Annotated in this window: 15 protein-coding genes; 9 read left to right on the forward strand and 6 right to left on the reverse strand. The window is 46.2% G+C overall.

The window, feature by feature from the left end; all coding sequences use genetic code 11:
• Positions 1 to 39 precede the first annotated feature (39 nt).
• From AMICO_RS01805 to AMICO_RS01825, 5 genes are all read left to right on the forward strand, one after another.
• Positions 40 to 1,410 (forward strand): DUF3798 domain-containing protein, encoded by a 1,371-nt coding sequence (locus tag AMICO_RS01805; protein ID WP_013047766.1) that lies wholly within the window; start codon positions 40 to 42, stop codon positions 1,408 to 1,410.
• 134 nt (positions 1,411 to 1,544) lie between these two features.
• Positions 1,545 to 3,155 (forward strand): sugar ABC transporter ATP-binding protein, encoded by a 1,611-nt coding sequence (locus AMICO_RS01810; protein ID WP_013047767.1) that lies wholly within the window; start codon positions 1,545 to 1,547, stop codon positions 3,153 to 3,155.
• Entirely contained in the window at positions 3,155 to 4,198 is a 1,044-nt protein-coding gene (locus AMICO_RS01815; RefSeq protein ID WP_041459464.1) for an ABC transporter permease subunit, read from the forward strand. Before AMICO_RS01810 ends, AMICO_RS01815 begins: the two co-directional genes overlap by 1 nt.
• Positions 4,198 to 5,301, forward strand: coding sequence for an ABC transporter permease (locus AMICO_RS01820; protein WP_041459465.1), 1,104 nt, complete (start codon positions 4,198 to 4,200; stop codon positions 5,299 to 5,301). The genes AMICO_RS01815 and AMICO_RS01820 overlap by 1 nt, the downstream gene beginning before the upstream one ends.
• 25 nt (positions 5,302 to 5,326) lie before the next feature.
• Positions 5,327 to 5,707, forward strand: coding sequence for a DUF6672 family protein (locus tag AMICO_RS01825; RefSeq protein WP_013047770.1), 381 nt, complete (start codon positions 5,327 to 5,329; stop codon positions 5,705 to 5,707).
• Positions 5,708 to 5,761: 54 nt separating this feature from the next.
• Here the strand turns inward: AMICO_RS01825 and AMICO_RS01830 are convergent, their stop codons facing one another.
• The 4 genes from AMICO_RS01830 to AMICO_RS01845 form a co-directional block, all read right to left on the reverse strand.
• Positions 5,762 to 6,358 carry a nitroreductase family protein gene (locus AMICO_RS01830; RefSeq protein WP_041459307.1) on the reverse strand — a complete coding sequence of 199 codons (597 nt, stop codon included), beginning with the start codon at positions 6,356 to 6,358 and terminating at the stop codon, positions 5,762 to 5,764.
• Positions 6,359 to 6,385: 27 nt separating this feature from the next.
• Positions 6,386 to 7,753, reverse strand: a complete 1,368-nt coding sequence (gene mnmE / locus AMICO_RS01835; protein WP_013047772.1) for a tRNA uridine-5-carboxymethylaminomethyl(34) synthesis GTPase MnmE — start codon at positions 7,751 to 7,753, stop codon at positions 6,386 to 6,388.
• A 211-nt stretch (positions 7,754 to 7,964) separates the two neighbouring features.
• Positions 7,965 to 9,188, reverse strand: coding sequence for an aminotransferase-like domain-containing protein (locus AMICO_RS01840; protein WP_013047773.1), 1,224 nt, complete (start codon positions 9,186 to 9,188; stop codon positions 7,965 to 7,967).
• A gap of 186 nt (positions 9,189 to 9,374) precedes the next feature.
• Positions 9,375 to 10,004, reverse strand: a complete 630-nt coding sequence (locus tag AMICO_RS01845) for a M48 family metallopeptidase (protein WP_013047774.1) — start codon at positions 10,002 to 10,004, stop codon at positions 9,375 to 9,377.
• A 231-nt stretch (positions 10,005 to 10,235) separates the two neighbouring features.
• Between AMICO_RS01845 and AMICO_RS01850 the strand changes: the two genes are divergently transcribed.
• On the forward strand, positions 10,236 to 12,203 hold the full coding sequence (locus AMICO_RS01850) for a transglycosylase SLT domain-containing protein (protein WP_013047775.1): 1,968 nt from the start codon (positions 10,236 to 10,238) through the stop codon (positions 12,201 to 12,203).
• Between the two features lie 54 nt (positions 12,204 to 12,257).
• Here AMICO_RS01850 and AMICO_RS01855 read toward each other — a convergent pair whose 3' ends face one another.
• Together AMICO_RS01855 and AMICO_RS01860 are read right to left on the reverse strand one after the other, a co-directional pair.
• Complete coding sequence (locus tag AMICO_RS01855; RefSeq protein ID WP_013047776.1) at positions 12,258 to 14,378, reverse strand: CDC48 family AAA ATPase; 2,121 nt, start codon at positions 14,376 to 14,378, stop codon at positions 12,258 to 12,260.
• Between the two features lie 119 nt (positions 14,379 to 14,497).
• Positions 14,498 to 15,709 carry a pyridoxal phosphate-dependent aminotransferase gene (locus AMICO_RS01860; protein WP_013047777.1) on the reverse strand — a complete coding sequence of 404 codons (1,212 nt, stop codon included), beginning with the start codon at positions 15,707 to 15,709 and terminating at the stop codon, positions 14,498 to 14,500.
• 153 nt (positions 15,710 to 15,862) lie between these two features.
• Between AMICO_RS01860 and AMICO_RS01865 the strand changes: the two genes are divergently transcribed.
• The 3 genes from AMICO_RS01865 to AMICO_RS01875 are packed head-to-tail and all read left to right on the forward strand — an operon-like array spanning position 15,863 to position 19,138.
• A complete protein-coding gene (locus tag AMICO_RS01865) occupies positions 15,863 to 17,074 on the forward strand; it encodes a 2,3-bisphosphoglycerate-independent phosphoglycerate mutase (protein ID WP_013047778.1) in 1,212 nt (403 codons plus the stop codon).
• Positions 17,075 to 17,098: 24 nt separating this feature from the next.
• Entirely contained in the window at positions 17,099 to 18,193 is a 1,095-nt protein-coding gene (locus AMICO_RS01870; protein ID WP_013047779.1) for a 3'-5' exoribonuclease YhaM family protein, read from the forward strand.
• Positions 18,194 to 19,138, forward strand: coding sequence for an RluA family pseudouridine synthase (locus AMICO_RS01875; protein ID WP_013047780.1), 945 nt, complete (start codon positions 18,194 to 18,196; stop codon positions 19,136 to 19,138).
• Positions 19,139 to 19,149 lie beyond the last annotated feature (11 nt).

Consider the following 19,149-nt stretch of genomic DNA (forward strand, 5'->3'; position numbering starts at 1 on the left):
TAAAAGTATAGACTTATATCTAAAGTGGGGGGTAACGTCATGAACAAACAGAAACTTATCGTTTTAGTTATTGTTCTTTTAGTTGCTGTAGGTGGTTGGATGATGATGGGGAACAAACCTCAGGAACAGGCACCTGCTCCACAGCCCCAGGCTGAACAGCCTGCGGAGCCGGCACCAGCGGAGAAGCCAGCTGAGGCACCAGCAGAAGCTCCAGCGGAACAGCCGGCTGAAGAGAAACCTGCAGAAGCACCTGCACCTGCTGAAAAGCCAGCAGAAGCTCCAGCAGAAAAAGCTGCATTCCATATTGGCATTTGCACTGGTACAGTTTCACAGTCCGAAGATGACCTTCGGGGGGCAGAGCGGCTTATCGAAGAATACGGCAGTGTCAGCGATGGCGGTATGATCCAGCACATTACCTATCCGGACAATTTCATGGTTGAAATGGAAACCACTATTGCCCAGATTTCAGGGTTGGCAGACGATCCTCTGATGAAAGCTATCATCGTGAACCAGGCGATTCCAGGAACAACAGAGGCCTTCAGAAGAGTTCGTGAAAAACGCTCTGATATCCTTCTTTTCGCTGGCGAGGCTCACGAAGATCCAGGGGTTATCGAATCAGCGGCAGACCTTGTCATCAACTGTGACAATATAGCTCGTGGATATCTTATTGTAGATGCGGCGAAGAAAATGGGAGCAAAAGAATTTGTTCATATTTCCTTCCCTCGTCACATGAGCTATGAGCTTCTTTCTCGCCGTCGTAACATTATGGAAGAGGCATGCAACGATCTTGGCATAGGCTTCCATTTTGAAACGGCTCCAGACCCGACAAGCGACGTGGGAGTTGCAGGTGCACAGCAGTTTATTCTTGAGAAAGTTCCCGCCTGGCTTGAGAAGTATGGGAAAGATACGGCATTCTTCTGTACAAATGACGCTCATACAGAACCCTTGCTGAAGAGGATCGCAGAAGAGGGCGGATATTTTGTAGAAGCGGATCTTCCTTCACCTTTGATGGGATATCCTGGCGCTCTTGGCATTGAACTATCTGATGTGAAGGGTGACTGGCCCGCAATTCTCAAGAGAGTGGAAGAGGCAGTTGACGCTAAAGGCGGAGCAAAGAGAATGGGGACATGGGCATACTCTTATGGCTATACTACCACTGCTGCCCTTGGCGAATTTGCCAGGAGAGTACTGGAAGGTGCTGTAGAGGTTGAAAATATGGAAGCACTTTTCGAATGTTACGGAAAATATACTCCAGGGGCTAAGTGGAACGGAAGCCTTTACACCGATATTGCTACTGGCGTAGTGAAAAACAACCATATCCTTGTCTATCAGGATACTTACGTGTTTGGCCTTGGTTACCTTGGAATGACTGAAGTAGAGGTACCGGAGAAATATTTCTCCATTAAATAATGGGCCCCGTAGAAACAGCATAGCAACAAAGATACAAGCCTTTTCAGGGGAGGAAACTTTCCTCCCCTTTATATCTGCTCCTATTTCCGGGGAGATTTTCTAATAGAAGGCTTAGACGTGAAGAGGTGACAGCAATGGCTCTATCTGAACCCTTATTGAAGATGGAAAATATCGGTAAAGCGTATTTTGGCAACAGAGTGTTAAAAGATGTAAGTTTCACCCTCGAGAAGGGACAAATCCTTGGACTTGTTGGAGAAAATGGTGCGGGGAAATCCACTTTAATGAACATCCTTTTCGGGATGCCTGTAATACAGGAAACAGGTGGTTACGAAGGCAAGTTTTTTATTAACGGCCAGGAAGCTCAATTTAAAAGTCCCTTTGATGCTCTTGATGCGGGAATAGGAATGGTCCATCAGGAGTTTTCCCTTATTCCAGGATTTACTGCAGCAGAAAACATCGTTCTAAACAGAGAATCTACTCAGTACAACTTTCTTGTGGAATCCTTCGGAGACAGACTTCGCACTCTTAATACTGAAGAAATGAGACAACGGGGAGAAAATGCCATTGAAAAGCTCAATGTTGTGATAAGTCCTGATACCCTTGTTTCAGAAATGCCTGTAGGGCATAAGCAATTTACGGAGATTGCCAGGGAAATCGATAAGAAAAAAACACAGCTTCTTGTCCTTGATGAGCCAACGGCTGTATTGACGGAATCAGAGGCCGAGATACTACTTGCATCCATGCGCAAGTTGGCAGCCCTTGGCATTGCTATTGTTTTTATCTCCCACAGACTTCATGAAGTGATTGATGTCTGCGATAAGATAGTGGTTTTGCGGGATGGGCAGGTTGTTCATGAAACAACGCCGGCCAAAACGAATGTTATGGAAATAGCAACCCATATGGTTGGTAGAAGCATTGAGGCAGCCTTTGCCAGGGATGAGACAGAGAGGTCCCTTGCGGGTAATATCCTCAAGGTAGAGCATCTTTGGGTGGATATGCCCGGAGAAACGGTGCGTGACGTATCTTTCACGGTAAAAGAAGGGGAAATATTTGGAATCGGAGGATTGGCCGGCCAGGGAAAATTAGGAATAGCCAATGGTATTATGGGGATGTATCCATCAGGGGGAACTGTCACCTTTGATGAAACTCCAATAATATTGAATGATCCCCGATCCCCGTTATCTGTAGGCATAGCTTCTGTATCGGAAGACCGTCGAGGAGTGGGACTCCTTCTTGAAGAACCCATCTCATGGAATGTTATTTTTACGGCACTCCAGATGCAGCAAAAATATTTAAAGCCAGTTTTAGGTGGTTTATTTAAGATTCGAGATGAGGAAGCAATCAGGGAAGTCACTAAAAAATATATTGATACTCTAGAAATTAAATGTACTGGGGATTATCAGCGGGTTCAGGAGCTTTCTGGAGGAAATCAGCAGAAGGTGTGTTTAGCAAAGGCCTTTGCTCTCCATCCGAAATTGCTATTTGTTTCAGAGCCCACTCGAGGCATAGATGTAGGGGCTAAGAGAGTAGTTCTTGATACCTTGAGGGAATATAACCAAAAACGGGGAACAACAATTGTTATGATTTCTTCGGAGCTTGAAGAGCTGCGTTCCATATGTGACAGAATTGCTATTGTCAATGAAGGGAAAATTGCAGGAACCCGTCCTGCAACATGCCCCTCTACAGAGTTTGGTCTGCTGATGCTTGGTGAAATCAAAAACGGGGCAGAAAAGGTGAGTGTATGATGAATAGCTTACGAAATTTTGTAGAAAAAGCCGGTTGGCCCAGAGTTATTATAGGCCTTTTCCTCATCGGCCTTTTTGTCATGGCACCCTTTGTCAGGGTTCGCGTAGATACGTCCATCAGTGATACCCTTGTCCGTTTTGGCATGAATGGGGTCATGGTTTTGGCCATGGTTCCCATGATCCAGGCAGGATGCGGGCTTAATTTCGGTTTGCCTCTAGGGATCATTGCCGGTCTTTTAGGAGCAGTAACAAGTATCGAAATAGGCATAACAGGTCTTATGGGAGTGCTCACAGCCATGGCCATCGCTGCTCCCATAGCGGTTGTACTTGGCTGGCTCTATGGACAGCTGCTCAATAGAGTCAAGGGTGGCGAAATGATGATCGCTACCTACGTTGGTTTTTCCTCTGTTGCTTTTATGTGTATCATGTGGCTTGTCCTTCCATATAAAAGCCCGAACATGGTGTGGGGGTATGCGGGAACTGGGTTGAGAACCACTATTTCCGTGGATGGCTACTGGAACAGAGCCATTAGTGACATACTTTCTTTTAAGTTAGGTAACTTTTTCTATTGCCCCACAGGTATGATTCTCTTTTTCGCACTTCTGTGTTTTGTAATGTGGCTATTCATGAAGACGAGAGTTGGAACGGCTATGACCACTGTAGGGTCGAATCCTGAATATGCAAAAGCGGCTGGGGTGGATGTGAATAAAATGAGGACCCTTTCAGTCATCCTCTCTACTGTTCTTGGCGCAATTGGGATCATCATATATGAACAGAGTTTTGGCTTCATACAGCTGTATATGGGGCCTTTTTACATGGCTTTCCCCGCGGTAGCCGCTATTCTCATAGGGGGAGCATCGGTAAACAAAGCGTCTATCTTCAATGTTGTTGTTGGTACAATCTTGTTTCAAGGCATTCTGACCATGACTCCATCGGTCATTAATAGCCTCATTGAGACTGACATGTCAGAAGTCATACGGATCATAGTATCCAACGGTATGATTCTGTATGCTCTCACGAGGGCGGTGAAAGTGAAATCATGATGACAAAAAAAACGTCTTTTCAGGATAATTTGATCCATTTTCTTATTAGCAACGCCGTTCCAATCATATTCATAGCTCTAAGCGCAGTTGCTATTCCAATATCGCGGTTCTCACCCCAATATTTGGTACAGGAGATGCTTGTGCGCCTAGCCCGAGACTCTTTTCTTGTCCTTTCCCTTCTTATTCCAATTATGGCAGGCATGGGGCTGAATTTTGGTATGGTGTTAGGGGCGATGGCTGGAGAAATAGGGCTCATTCTTATTACAGACTGGAACGTGGTGGGCATTCCCGGAATGCTTTTGGCCATGATCATATCAACTCCGCTGGCTATCTTCCTTGGATGGATGTGCGGTGTGATTCTGAACAAGGCTAAGGGGCGCGAAATGGTAACATCTTTTATACTGGGATTTTTCATGAATGGCGTCTACCAGCTTATTGTCCTATATGGTTTTGGAAGTGTCTTTCCTATTAAGAGCCCTGATCTTGTTCTATCAAGAGGATTCGGCATTCGCAATGTAACCAATCTTGAAAACATACGAAAATGCCTCGATAATTTTATTCCACTCACCATAGGAGGCGTCTCTATTCCTGTTGCGACATTTTTAGTCATCGCTGTCTTTTGTATCTTTGTGGTATGGTTCCGCAAAACAAAGTTGGGGCAGGATATGCGGGCAGTGGGGCAGGATATGGAAGTTGCCGATTCTGCAGGTATCCCTGTGGAGCGGACCCGCATCATTTCTATAGTTATATCCACTGTTCTCGCTTGTTACGGACAGATACTCTTCTTACAGAACATAGGTACCATGAATACCTATAACAGTCATGAGCAGGCTGGGATGTTTGCTATCGCTGCCCTTCTTGTTGGAGGAGCGAGTGTTACGAAAGCTACCATTCCCAATGTTTTTCTAGGGGTTGTGCTTTTCCATCTCATGTTTGTAGTTTCGCCTATGGCTGGCAAGTATCTCATTGGCGAGGCGCAGTTAGGTGAGTACTTTAGAGTCTTTGTTTCCTATGGAATTATTGCAATAGCTCTTGTGCTTCATGCATGGCGCCGGCAGCGGGATAAAGAGCGGGCACGGCGGGCTTTGCGTGGAAATGCCTAACAGTGCGTAGACAGGAGGCATTATGATGAGGCGAATGACAGTAAACGTGGGATTGATCATATTTTTTGTAATTTTTTCTATATTTCTTTATAACGCTGGAAAAGGGTACAATTTGCTTATAGATAACAAAGCCATAACCATGGACGGGAAAGACCTGGCTCCGTATCCATGGGTAAGAGTTAATATAAGCACGGCAAGAAAGCCAGTCTTTCTGAAAGCCGGCGGACGGGATGTTCTTTTTGTTGTTGGGAAATCCCACACCATCCATGTAGAGATCATGGATGAAAAGAAAAATGTTGTTAAGGAAATAGAGAAAAAGTTTAAATTGACTCGCCAGTCAGGAGATTTTTTAAGTATCCCAGCCCTGGGAGAAGATATGCCCCAATGGATTCAAAAACGTTCTTAACGTACAAACACAAGGAACCTGGTTGTCAAACCAGGTTCCTTGTGTTTGTAATGGCTAATCTGTAAATTTTTTCCCCCACGCCCGGGTAAAAACAAATTCACGAACCCTTTTCCGTTCCCGGGGTTCCAGCTCTTCTTGTTTTAGTAGCTCAGGCAGCTCGTCAGGGGTTCCAGGATATCCTATCGCTATTGCGGTCATGGGATCGTATTCTTCCGGTATGTTATAGGTTTTTCGTATACATGATTTGGAAAATCCCGCCATGGGATGAACAGCTAACCCCATAGCCGTTGCTTGAAGGGCCATGTTCTGTATGGCCATCCCAAGATCGTGGAAGGCATAGTGGTTTATTTTTCCATTGAGTGCAAAGACCGTTCTTGCTATGCCAATTACAAGGACAGGAACATGTTGGGCCCAAACCTGATTCTGTTCTACGAGGCATGAAAGCATGACCTCAAATTCTTTAATGTTTTCCTTTGTAGCTATAATGAAAAACCAGGGTTGATCATTGTAACATGACGGAGCCCACCGGGCAGCTTCGAAAAGAGATAGAAGTTGATCTTTACTCGGAATCTGCTTTGTAAATGCTCTTGGGCTCCACCGACTGCAAAGAAGTTCGTGTATCGGATACTCAGTTTTCGCTCTTTTTTCCATCATTTTCGCCCCCTTTTTAATAATGCTCTATTTTCCCACACAAAACTGGCTGAAAATAGTTTCCAAAAGGGCGTCATCGACAGAAAGGCCCAGCAGTCGCTCCATACAGGTTCGCCCGTCATAAAGGCATGCGGCGACTACATCTTGTCCCATCCCTTCGTTAAGGGCAGATATTCCCTGGCCAAGAGCCTGGATAGCTTTGCGAATCTCCTCTACTTGACGGGAAGAAGCATTGAGGCCCGATGTCAATGTTCCCCCACCGGCAATATTAGTGACAATAGCATCTTTTAAAGCCTCTATTCCTTCTCTTTTTTCTGCCGAGATGACGAAGACAGGACTCTGAGGCAATAGCCCGTTTATCATTTCTTCTGAAATAACGAGTGGAAGATCGGCCTTGTTAATGGTTACGATATGGTTGGTTGCCGATATTTTTTGAACAAGGGCGAGATCTGCAGGGGTTAAAGGTTCACTTCCGTCAATAACCCAGATTCTTACGTCAGCCTCCATCATAGCTTTTTCAGCTCGAGCTATTCCCATAGCCTCTATTTCATCTCCAGGGGCGCCAATGCCCGCAGTATCAACCAATCGAATAGGGATGCCGCGGTATGTAAGAACTTCTTCGATCAAATCTCTCGTAGTTCCAGGTATGGCTGTAACAATAGCCCTGGATTCCTTGAGTAAGGCATTAAGAAGAGAAGATTTTCCCACGTTAGGTCGGCCTACCAGGGCAACGCGAATTCCTTCCCGAAGGAGAAAACCAGTATTACACCGATCCAGTAAGTCTTCCAGCCCTTGTTTCAAAGTGTAAAGAGCAGACTCGACTCCTTCGTTTTCTATAAAAGGGATATCTTCTTCGGGAAAATCAAGGCCAACTTCGATAGAAGACGAGATTGTGAGCATCTCATTATAAATATCCTTTGCAAAGCTGGAAAGTTCCCCTCTTAGGGTACGTGTCGCTGCGCGAAGGGCTTCTTCGCTTTTAGACCTGATTATGCCTAATACCGCTTCAGCTTGTGAGAGGTCAATTTTCCCGTTCAGAAAAGCGCGACGGGTAAATTCCCCTGGCTCGGCCAATCTTGCCCCCTTCCCGATAAGGGACTCCAGGCATTTTTGAGCGACCAGCGTTCCGCCATGAGTTGATATTTCAACCATCTCTTCCCCTGTGTAACTTTTAGGGGCCCTAAACCACGAGAAAAGAACCTGATCTATAGGTTCTTTCTTTTCATCAAGGAGATATCCATTCCGTAAAACGCGCGGGGGAGTTTCTGACAAAGGTCGAATGCCATGCACTACCTCATCAGCAAGTTCTCGTGAATTAAATCCCGAGAGCCTGACTATGGCAATGCCGGCTTCCCCCCAGGCTGTTGAAATAGCGGCAATAATATCTTCTGACATGGATGTCTCCTCCCTGCTTTGGGTAGAAATTTCTCCCATGCCAGTATCTTACAACAAAAAGAGCTGCTTCTGAGAAGCGGCTCTTAAATAAAACTAAAAAGTTTCTTTATGGTTTTGCCGAAGCAGAAAATTCCTTCGTCGACCATTTCATTCGAAGCGAAGGTGTAAACAGAGCAAAAGGGGGCGCTTTAATTAGCGCCCCCTGCTTAGCTTATACCGTTGCTATTTGAGCAAGCTCTTGCACTGCTTCAGCTAAACGTTTGACCCCTTCCTCCGTTACTTCCGGCGAGGGGAAGGTGTAGCAGAGGCGTGCATTATGAATGCCGCTTCCTGGCTTCGTGCAGAAGGGTTCCCCAATGACAAAAGCAACCTTTTTCTCAATCGCTTTTTTGAAAAGATCCTTCGTATTGATTTGAGGGAAATTCAGCCAATAGAAGAAGCCACCTTCCGGCTTAACCCATGAAACGCCGAGGGGTTCTAAATGGCGTTTAAAGCTTTCCTGCATGGCATCTCTTTTAACGCGATAATTGTCGATAATGACGGGAATATGCTTATCAAGATGACCGTTTCTGCAATATTCGGCTACAAGGGCCTGGGCAATGGTACTGGTGCATAAATCCGCTGTTTGTTTGAAAACGGTCATCTTTCTAATTATTTCTTTCGAACCCGTAACCCATCCAATACGGCTCCCTGGAGAGAGGATCTTCGAGAAAGAGCCGGCATAAATCACTCCGCCAGCATCGTCAAGGGAGAATATAGAAGGCAAATGCTCGCCATCAAATCGTACGTACCCGTACGGATCGTCTTCAAAGATGGGAATGGAGTACTTGTGTGAAATCTCAACAAGTTTCTTTCGTCTTTCCAGAGTCATAGTAGAACCGCCAGGATTCTGGAAGTTAACAATGGTATAAATGAATTTTACCTTTTTCCCCTCTTTGCGGGCCTTTTCAATGATCTCAGGTAGAAGATCCACTTGCATTCCTTCCCCGTCACAGGGAACTCCCAGGAATTCCGCCCCATGGTTATAGAATGTAGATAGCGCGGCAAGATACGTAGGATCTTCCGTTATAACGAAGTCTCCTCTGTCGATTATTGCCCATGAAAAAAGATCAAGAGCCTGCTGAGAGCCCGTGGTGATAAGCATTTCGTCTAAAGCGGCTACTTTCCCCATGCGAGGTGATGTCCATTCTGCGAGAAACTCTTTCAGTGGGGGGTAACCTTCAGTGGTGCCGTATTGAAGAAGATTTTTACCATCTTCTTTTAAAATATGGACACCTTCGTAAAATTCGTCCACGGGGAATATTTCTGGTGCCGGCATTCCACCAGCAAAGGAAATCATGCCTGGTTGCTTAATAACCGCAAGCATTTCTCTTACAGGTGAAGGCCTCACGTTCTTAGCGTTGTAGCTAAAATTTTCTTCCCAAACCTTACTCAACAATATCGCCTCCCCATTGGCTTGTTAATAAAGTCCATCAATTCTGAAAACAATGAAGTAAAAGGCTATAAATTGTAAACTACATTGTTATAAGTAAGAAAAAACAAGACAGTACAAAACAATTATATCACTGAACGAGGAAAAAGAATGTTCCTTAGCCAGAAATAAAATATACATATTGCGCCCCTATTTCTGACTATAGGCTCGGGCAGTAGCCCTGGCATGTTCCAGGCGGCGTTCTGTTGGGGGGTGTGAGTTGAAGCCGCTAGGGGATGTTTCGTATCCCGCTTCTTTCATTTTTTCAAGGGCCTGTACCAGTCCCCAGGCACTATAACCAGCCTCTACCGATAATTTAATACCATAATCATCAGCTTCAACTTCCTGTTCACGGCTAAATCCCGACTCGGCAAGAGTTATGCCAAGACCAGCCAAAAGTTCGTTGCTTTGATTTCCTTTAAGGCTTTTGTAAAGAAGACTCCAGAGCAAGTTCCTTCCTACGGTGCTCCCATAATGATTAAGCTTGATATGTCCTGTTTCATGGGCAAGAATCCCGGCGATCTGGTCTTCAGTGTCGAGAATTTTCAGCAAGCCCGTTGTAACATGTACAGAGTAACTGTCTCCAGAAAAACGAACCCAGGCATTAGGTTCTTTTTTGTCTTCTATAGTAATAGGATCGGTCTTGAGCCCAGCAGCCTTAGATATGCGCTCCCAGGCGAGGTTTGCCTTTTGTGGTGATAGGGCTGCATGGGCAGATCCGACAATAAGCAATAGTGCGATAAAGAGTGAAAGAATTTTTATGGCAAGGTGTTTTCTCATAGGGTCACCCTCTTTCTTTGTCAATGCTAACATAGAGAGGAGGGAGCTTCCAATAGGTAAAAGTATAGAACTTTTGTAATAGCGAAATTCTAATAGAATTCATCTGTAAGGATTTGATAAGCTCGACATTGCATAAAAATTTTTATGGCCAAATACGTAATATTACTTCGATAGAGGTTCTTTCATCATTTATAATGAAAAACCACCATCTTGATTGGAAGGAGGATTGACGTGTTGATAAGAAAACTTCATGTTCTGGCAATAGTATTGCTTTTTCTATCAGTAAGTGCAGGAATGGCAGTTGGTTCCCCAGATACATCTCAGCCCCCTTCTGTGGAAGAGGCTTTCTGGAAGAGAGAATGGAAGACCATAGACGAATTTCTCAAACTTGATCATGCGGCCCTTTCTCCAAGAGAACTGACCTTAGGGGCGAATGCTCTATGGCTGCAGAAGCGATGGGGGGAGGCCCTTGCTCTTCTTCAGAAAATAGATGAAGCGGATTTCCCCTCCGCATTAGTTCCCTATCGGGATATGATGATTGTTCTCGCCCTTGAGAGGACTGGTGAAAAACAGAAAGCATATGAGAGAGCTCAGGGGCTTCTTAACAAGGTTCCGGAAGAACTGGGTTTCTATGTAGCCTATGCACTTTCCCGCCTTTCTGATGATAATGAAACTCGAAGGTGTTGGCTTGAAACAATGCTAACAAAAGCTACAAACCAGGCACAGACGATTCAGACCCTTAACGAGCTGTTACGGACGGCAGGTGATAATTTGGCCTATGCCCTGCAGCTATTAAAATTTGAACCTATGAATAGCCAGGCTTTGTCCTGCCTTGGAAAGAGTCCGAGACCTTATGGCGGACCTGTCGCAAACGCCCTTGGGTATGCGGCCTATTTACGGGGAGAATATGCCAAAGCCATCCCCCTTTTTTTAGAGGTTCCTCTCGATTCAGCCGATGGCCTCAAGTCCCGTTACTATAGGGCAGTTTCCCTCTACCGCCTCGAGCGGTATGAAGAGGCATTGAAATTGTGGGAATGGCTGGCTCTGAATGGTAAAAGCTATGGGGAATCTTCTGTTCGGCGTCTGGGAATTCTGGCTGGCCAGGGGGAAAGGGAGAAAACCCTTGAATCATTGCAGCGCATAGCTGATAGAGGAAATTCTACAGTGCGGCCAAGGGCTCTTTACTCTCTTTACACCCTTGTACCTGAAGAACAGAAGGAGTTTCTTAAAAAAGAACTCATTGATAAGTATGCAATGACGGAAGGGACCCAGGCCATTCTTTGGGACGATGCTTGGCAGGCCTGGAAAAAAGGCAACACACGGGAAGCCCTTCGCATATGGGAGCACTTCTTTTCACTGAGCAACGGCGCCATGAGAGAACGGCTTTTATATTGGACTGCCAGAGGGTATGAGAAGCTTGAGCAAAAAGGCAAGGCAGAGGAACTTTTTCATACGCTTATTTCGGATTATCCTCTCTCAATATACAGTTTCCTCGCTTCACCAGGGGGGCCATCCTTTACTGGAGAAACTCCGTCAGAGCTCGAGAGAGAAAAGTGCGAGCTTGAAGAATGGGGGTTCGTTTTTTACGCGAGATTGAGACTTCTGAAAGAAGGAAGTAGTTCCGCCTATTATCGGGCTGCTATTCTCTCAGAATGGCTTGAAGATGAGCCTGGAGCCTACAGTGCGGCATCGACATTGGCCTCTGCCCTTTTAAAGAAAAATCCCTTGCCTAAAAAAGGCATCTGTTTTTTATATCCTCGCCCTTATCGCGGCCACGTTCTCCAGTCAGCAGAACGATTTGGTGTGGAGCCGAATTTGATCTGGTCAGTGATGAAACAGGAAAGCGCTTTTGATGCAGATGTAAACAGCTGGGTTGGGGCCATTGGCCTTATGCAGCTTATGCCCGCTACAGGTAAAGAAGAGGCGAAACTCCTGGGGATGGAAAAAGTGGATCTTTGGCAGCCTGAAACTAATATTTTGCTTGCTGCTTCCCATCTGGGGCGATTGCAAAAACGTTTCCGTCGACTTGAATGGGCTATTGCAGCCTATAACGCTGGAGGCGGGGCTGTAGGACGATGGATAAAAGAGGGGGAAGAGCGCCCCTTTGATGAATGGATGGAAGATATTCCCTATAATGAGACGAGAAACTATGTACGTAAAGTGATGGGAAATCTTTTTGTTTACAGAATGCTCTACTAAAAAGTAAGGAGAGGGGCTTTGGTGGTGTACTTCACTAAAGTCCCTTTCCTTTATTTATTGCAGACTGCGGTTGCTTTTCAGAAGGGATAGAGCGATTTCAAAATGATGCTTTTCTATACATGGCGCCCCTTTTTCTCCAATTTTTAGGAAGTCGCGAATTGCAAGGGCGGAAGCCTTGCGGCAGATAAAATGTATATCCCCTCCGGAGTGTCCCTCAGTGGACCGGACAAGCTCTTCGAGATGTACGTCCTCCGCTAGAGGTTTTTTCTGTAGATGTATCTGGAAGATCTCTAGTCTGGCTTTTGCGTCAGGCATGGGAAGCTCAAGCACCACATCGAACCGGCCGCTGCTCAGAAGGGCTGGGTCAATAAGGTCTATCCTATTTGTGGTAGCGAGAACTGTAACGCCCTTAAGCTCTTCAATGCCGCTCATCTCCGCAAGGAATTGACTGATGACCCGCTCTGTAAAGCTGGCGCCAGCCCCGCTATCCCGCCCACGAATGGGGACGAGAGATTCTATTTCATCAAAATAGAGAATAGAAGGAGACGCCTGCTTCGCCTTTTTAAACACTTCCCTTATGGCCCGTTCGCTTTCCCCCACATATTTTGACATTAGAGCAGGCCCCTTTACCGGTATAAAATTCACACCGCTTTCGTGAGCCAGGGCCCTTACCAGCAGGGTTTTTCCTGTACCGGAAGGCCCGTGCAGCAATATGCCCTGGGGAGGAGTGATATTAAATTTTTCGTATACGCTGTTATATTTAAGAGGCCACTGCACTGCTTCGATAAGCTCCTCTTTAATAGCTTCAAGACCGCCGATATCACTCCAGGTTACGTCTGGAACCTCCACAAACACTTCGCGGATAGCGGATGGTTCCACTTCTTTCAGTGCGTCGAGAAAATTCTCCATAGTGACATTCATAGAGAGAAGCTTTTCGTAGGGAATGACGGCCTGTTCATAGTCGATACATGGCAAAAGCTCTCTGAGAGAAGACATGGCGGCTTCCTTAGCCAGTGCTTCCAAGTCGGCTCCTACAAAACCGTGGGTAATGTCTGACAGGCGCATGAGATCAACATCTTCTGCCAGGGGCATCCCTCTTGTATGAATTTGCAAAATCTCAAAGCGGCCATTGCGGTCAGGGATGGGGATGGAAATTTCCCGGTCAAAGCGGCCAGGGCGCCGCAACGCAGGGTCAAGGGTGTTGGGAATATTTGTTGCCCCTATAACAATAACCTGTCCACGGGATTCCAATCCATCCATAAGAGCCAGGAGCTGGGCAACAACTCGCCGCTCTACCTGTTTTTCACCACCCATTTCTTCACGCTTGGGGGCGATAGCGTCTATTTCATCAATGAAAATAATCGCAGGAGCGTGGGCTTGGGCTTCATCAAAGACATTCCGCAGACGCTCCTCACTTTCACCGTAAAACTTGCCGATAATTTCGGGCCCGGAAATGTGGGTGAAATAAACGTCAGTTTCATTTGCTACCGCTCTTGCGATAACAGTCTTCCCTGTGCCAGGGGGGCCGTAGAGCAGCACCCCTTTTGGGGGCTGCACGCCTAGCCTGTCAAAGACCTGGGGGAAGCGTAGAGGCAATTCTATCATTTCACGCACACGCTGAATCTGAGGGCCGAGCCCGCCAATATCTTCGTAGGAGATCCGTGAGGTTTTTTGCTCCTGGGATAGTTGTTTTTCAACGTTTATATAGGTGGCATTGCTTATTAGGACAATTCCTTTAGGGGTCGTGTCCGTTACAAGAAAATCACATGTCCTTGTCCCATAAAGATTTGCCCGTATACGATCCCCTTCTATCACTGGCAGTCCCTCGAGGAGGTTGCTGAGATAGACCGAATCCCGTTCTTTTTCCAGAAGGGGAGTGGATGTCAGGGGCCTGAGGGTGATGCTCCCTGCAAAATGATGATCCACCTTGTGGATAGAAATCTTTTCATCAAGTCCTACTTGAGCATTCTCTCTGGTTATCCCATCGATTTGAATAGCTTTTTGTCCCATATCTCCAGAGTCGCAAGCCAGCAGCCGGGCAGGTGTTTTCCGCTTCCCTTCCAGTTCTATGATTTGTCCCTCTGAAAGCCCATATCTTTTGATATCTTCAGGATCGATACGGGCAATGCATCGCCCCACGTCTTTTGACAGGGCCTCTTTAACTCGTAACGGCATTGTGAAGCGCTCCCTTCAGTTCAGAATAAACCAGAATATATGCTACCACAAAGGCCCTTTCCGGGGTATCCTCCGGAAAGGGCCTTTGTAAGAGACTTAAAGGTTTCTTTACGTTTCTATTATTGGGCCGATACGGGTTCTACCCGCCCCGGGTAGGCCTTAAGAGCCGCCTTGAGTATATCCATGGCCTTTACGAGGTCTTCGTTTTTAAGAACATAGGCAAGGCGGGCTTCGTTTTTGCCCAGTCCAGGAGTGGCATAAAATCCTTCTGCTGGAGCTGCCATCATGGTTTCTCCGTTGATGTCAAAGTTCTGAAGCATCCAGATAACAAATTTCTCTGCATCATCGACGGGCATTTTTACAACAACGTAGAAGGCGCCTTTTGGCTGTTCGCAGACAACCCCAGGCATAGACTGAAGGGCTTTATAAAGGGTATCCCTTCTCGACTGATATTCCTTATTCACTTCTTCAAGATATGAAACCGGGGTGTTGTAAAGGGCCGTAGCCCCTACCTGCTCGAGAGTGGGAACACAGAGCCTTCCTTGACATAGTTTCAGGATTTGTTTCATAAGCTCTTCATTCTTAGATGCGACACACCCAATACGAGCACCACATGCACTATAGCGTTTTGACACAGAATCGATGATAATAACCCTATCTTCCACATCAGAAAGGTTTCCGAAGCTTGTGTACTTAAGTCCATCATAGACGAACTCTCTGTACACTTCGTCGGCGATGATATAAAGATCGTGTTTTTTTGCGAGATCTGCCAACATCCTCATTTCATCAGCAGTGTAGATGGTTCCTGTGGGGTTTCCAGGGTTAGAAATGAGAATGCAGCGAGTTTTGGGAGTGATAACGGCTTCGATCTTTTCACTCGGAGGAAGATGAAAGCCCTCTTCTGCCTTTGTTGTAATCGGAACGATATTGACATTGACGCATTTTGAAAAAGCATTGTAATTTGCATAGAAAGGTTCGGGAATCAAAATCTCTTCTCCTGGGTCACAAGTGGCCATTACAGCAAACATAATAGCTTCGCTTCCGCCGTTTGTCACAAGGATATGATCCCGCTCGAAATGAATATCGTAGCCTTCGTAGTATCTCCTCATGGCATCGCGAAGTTCGTTGCTGCCCTGGGATGTAGAGTATGCGATAACTTCCTGAGCGAAATCTTTAATAGCCTGGAGGAATGAGGGAGGAGTTTTGATGTCCGGCTGACCAATATTCAAATGATACACTTTCTTCCCTTTTGCTTTTGCTTCATCGGCGTATGGAATCAGTCTTCTAATGGGAGAAGACTGCATAGCCATAATTCTGTTAGAAAACCTCATGAAACAACGTCCCCCTTAAAATAGAAATTATGAAGCAGAACCTCATTTAAATGATAGCATAAGAGTATAAAAACGTTAACACATTCCCAAAGGGTAAGATGTAGTGAAGAATTTCCTATAAAAATATATAATTTGAGTTCCGGAGGTGTTCAAATGCATTCTCGAATGAGTTTATTGCATTCTCTTGCAACAGACAACGAAAAAAAGATGGTACTGCTTGTTATGGATGGTTTGGGAGGAGTCCAAGGGGCTGATGGGTTGACAGAACTTGAAAAAGCTCAGACCCCTCTTATGGATCGCCTTGCCGCGGAGTCGGAGTTAGGCCTTCTCTCTATGGTGGATGTAGGTATTACCCCGGGGAGCGGCCCAGGCCATCTTTCTCTTTTTGGTTACGACCCTCTCTCCTGGTCTATAGGAAGGGGAATCCTCGAAGCTCTTGGAGTGGGAGCCCATGTCGGGGCGGGGGATATATGTGCCCGAGGAAACTTCTGTACAGTTGGTAGTGAAGGTATTATTGTAGATCGACGGGCTGGGCGTATTCCTACAGAAGAGAGCGCTAAGGTGGTAAAAAAACTTCAAGACGCCATTCGGTCCATAGATGATGTTCAGGTTACCTTCTACCCGGGCCTTGAACATCGTTTTGTCGTGGTATTTTCAGGAGAAGGGCTCTGTGAGGAAGTCAACGACGCCGACCCTCAAAAAGAAGGGCTTCCCATGCGGTGGGCCGTAGCACAAAATGAAAAAGCACGCCGAACAGAGGAGATTATTAATGCCTTTATTAAGGAGGTATGGGATGTTCTAAATGATGAGCACCCCGCCAATGGATGTCTTTTGAGGGGATTTTCTTCAGCTCCACATATTCCATCCCTTGGCGAACTCTACAAGATAAAACCGGTTGCACTAGCAACGTATCCCATGTACAGAGGGCTTGCCAGTCTCGTAGGAATGGATGTCAGAGATGCGGGAGAGACCCTTGAGCAGCTTTTTCATGCGGTAGGAACCTATTGGGACGACTATAATTTTTTTTACGTCCATGTGAAATATACAGACAGCCGCGGAGAAGATGGAAACTTTTCTGAAAAGGTAAGAGTGATAGAAGATGTCGACCGCCTGTTGCCCAAGATTCTCGATCTGCGGCCTGACGTGCTAGCTATTACTGGAGACCACAGCACTCCTGCCATTCTTGCGGGCCATTCCTGGCATGATGTCCCTCTTTTGCTCTGGAGCCCTTACGCCCGTCGAAGTGGTGCGGCAGAATTTGGAGAAAAATCGTGTGCTCAAGGAAATATAGGCCATATGCAGGGAGAAAAACTTATGGGACTCATGCTGGCTCACAGTCTAAAATTGAATAAATACGGTGCCTGATTTAGAAAGATTGGAAGTGATTTCGTGGCTGAAGCAGAAACCCTTAAGAAAATGACTGAAACTGTTAAGAAACAGAATGTTTTAGGAACGGGAGCTGTTAAAAAATTGCCCCGAGACAGTAAATTTTATTGTCTTGGCGTAGTGAGCAAGCTGGCTTCTAAAAAAGATAAGAATAACAAGACCTATTGGGAACTCTCTTTGATGGATAAAGAGGGGACCATCGAGGGAAAGATATGGGGCAATGCCGAATGGTGGGATTGCCGCCCAGAGGGGCAGAATGAAACAGGATCCCATGAAGCCGCAGAGTCTAAAAAAAAGATAGATCCCCTCACATGGGAATGCATGTCTGACCTTCAAGGGCAAACAGTAGGATTGCTGGGACAAGTCGCAGAATTTAGAGGGCAGCCTCAATACAACTTTAATGCCATTTATTATGTGGATCAGAACAAGTATCCGCCTTACACTTTTGTGCAGAGATCTCCATTTCCCCTTGAAGAAATGAAGAATGAGTTTTTTGGCCTTGTTGAAAGCTGCCAGCCGCCAATAAAAGACTTCTTGGCCTTTGTCTTCAGTGGGGATTTCTGGAGGCAGTTCGAAAATTGGCCTGCTGCTGTTTCCCATCACCACGCCTATGTTTCCGGGTTACTGGAACATACCCTGGGAGTGGCCAGGCTGGCCTGCGGCATGGTAGATGCCAGTACCAGTTCTGGATATGGCGCGAATCGAGATCTTGTGGTAGCGGGAGCTCTTCTGCATGACATAGGAAAAATTGACTCTTACCGTCTCTCTCCAGCTCCTGAAATGACAGTGGAAGGAACAGTAATCGACCACATTGTTCTGGGGTATAATCGTTTTTCTCGTCTGGCAGAGGATTTTGGACTGGACGAAAAGTACGCTGCAGCTTTAGGGCATATTATTGTCAGTCACCACGGCTGTAAGGAATTTGGCTCACCTGTGGTTCCTGCGACTCCTGAAGCCATGATCGTTTCAGCGGCTGATGAACTCGACTTTAAGCTCTATTGCTGGCGCGACGCGGTGGATCAGATCGATGAGGGAAAAGAAATTTCAGAATGGAATTACTCTGCTCAGCGCCGTTTCTGGAAATGGGAGCTGGAATAGATGTCCTATACATTTAAAGTTTCAGAGCATCACGCGGGGCGAAGACTGGATAAAGTGATCCGCACCTTATGGCCCAATCTTCCCCTGGGTGCCATGATGAGGGGGATACGCAAGGGGCTTGTCCGTGTGGATGGGAGAAAAACATCTTGTTCCGTCCGCCTGGAAGATGGGCAGTCTGTTTATGTTCCGTGGGAAGAGCCTGAGCTCATTGAGAAATCGGTGAAAACAAAAAGAACAGGAGCCCTTTCAATAGTGTATAAAGACCATTACATTATGGTCCTTAACAAAGAGGCGGGGCTTATTATCCAGCCAGACCAGTCAGGAGAAGAGAGTCTTATTGAGCGGGTATGGCTAGAGGTTGAACCGGAAGGTGATTTCAGAGCCTGTGCAGTCCATCGCCTTGACCGCAATACTACGGGGCTTGTAGTGGTAGCATTACACGGCCAGTCCCTTAGGGAATTGCAGCGGGCTTTTCGTGATAACGATGTGGACAAAACCTATCTTGTGGCTGTCCGGGGACAGACGCCTCTGGAGGGGGATATTACAGCCCCCTTGCAGAAAGACAGAGACCACAACATTGTTACTGCGAGCCCTGACGGCCTGCCAGCTCATACCCATTACGAGAAAATAGCGGGAGATGACGAATGCTCTCTTCTCAAGGTCAGTCTTTTGACTGGGCGTTCCCATCAGATACGGGTACATTTGGCCATCTCGGGGTATCCAGTCATAGGAGACGTGAAGTATGGGGATTTTGCTTTAAATAAGCAATGGTATCATCGCATTCGATTGGATCATCCCCTGTTGCACGCGTGGAAGATTTCTTTTAGGAGATTAAACCCCCCTCTCTCATATATAGAGAGAAGGGAATTTTCTGCGCCGCCAGATAGACTTTTTTTAAAATTCCTTCGTACAAAGGGTTGGCAAACATACCTTGAGGGGGTATAATGTTCTCTAGC

This window comes from Aminobacterium colombiense DSM 12261 (genome assembly GCF_000025885.1).
In the GTDB taxonomy this organism is placed as follows: Bacteria; Synergistota; Synergistia; order Synergistales; family Aminobacteriaceae; genus Aminobacterium; species Aminobacterium colombiense.

Coding starts and splice junctions, on each gene's coding strand:
- AMICO_RS01810 (WP_013047767.1), top strand. CDS start 1,545: ATGGCTCTATCTGAACCCTTATTGAAGATGGAAAATATCGGTAAAGCG.
- AMICO_RS01845 (WP_013047774.1), bottom strand. CDS start 10,004: ATGAGAAAACACCTTGCCATAAAAATTCTTTCACTCTTTATCGCACTA.
- mnmE (WP_013047772.1), bottom strand. CDS start 7,753: ATGTCAGAAGATATTATTGCCGCTATTTCAACAGCCTGGGGGGAAGCC.
- AMICO_RS01825 (WP_013047770.1), top strand. CDS start 5,327: ATGAGGCGAATGACAGTAAACGTGGGATTGATCATATTTTTTGTAATT.
- AMICO_RS01815 (WP_041459464.1), top strand. CDS start 3,155: ATGAATAGCTTACGAAATTTTGTAGAAAAAGCCGGTTGGCCCAGAGTT.
- AMICO_RS01820 (WP_041459465.1), top strand. CDS start 4,198: ATGACAAAAAAAACGTCTTTTCAGGATAATTTGATCCATTTTCTTATT.
- AMICO_RS01855 (WP_013047776.1), bottom strand. CDS start 14,378: ATGCCGTTACGAGTTAAAGAGGCCCTGTCAAAAGACGTGGGGCGATGC.
- AMICO_RS01860 (WP_013047777.1), bottom strand. CDS start 15,709: ATGAGGTTTTCTAACAGAATTATGGCTATGCAGTCTTCTCCCATTAGA.
- AMICO_RS01875 (WP_013047780.1), top strand. CDS start 18,194: ATGTCCTATACATTTAAAGTTTCAGAGCATCACGCGGGGCGAAGACTG.
- AMICO_RS01865 (WP_013047778.1), top strand. CDS start 15,863: ATGCATTCTCGAATGAGTTTATTGCATTCTCTTGCAACAGACAACGAA.
- AMICO_RS01830 (WP_041459307.1), bottom strand. CDS start 6,358: ATGGAAAAAAGAGCGAAAACTGAGTATCCGATACACGAACTTCTTTGC.
- AMICO_RS01805 (WP_013047766.1), top strand. CDS start 40: ATGAACAAACAGAAACTTATCGTTTTAGTTATTGTTCTTTTAGTTGCT.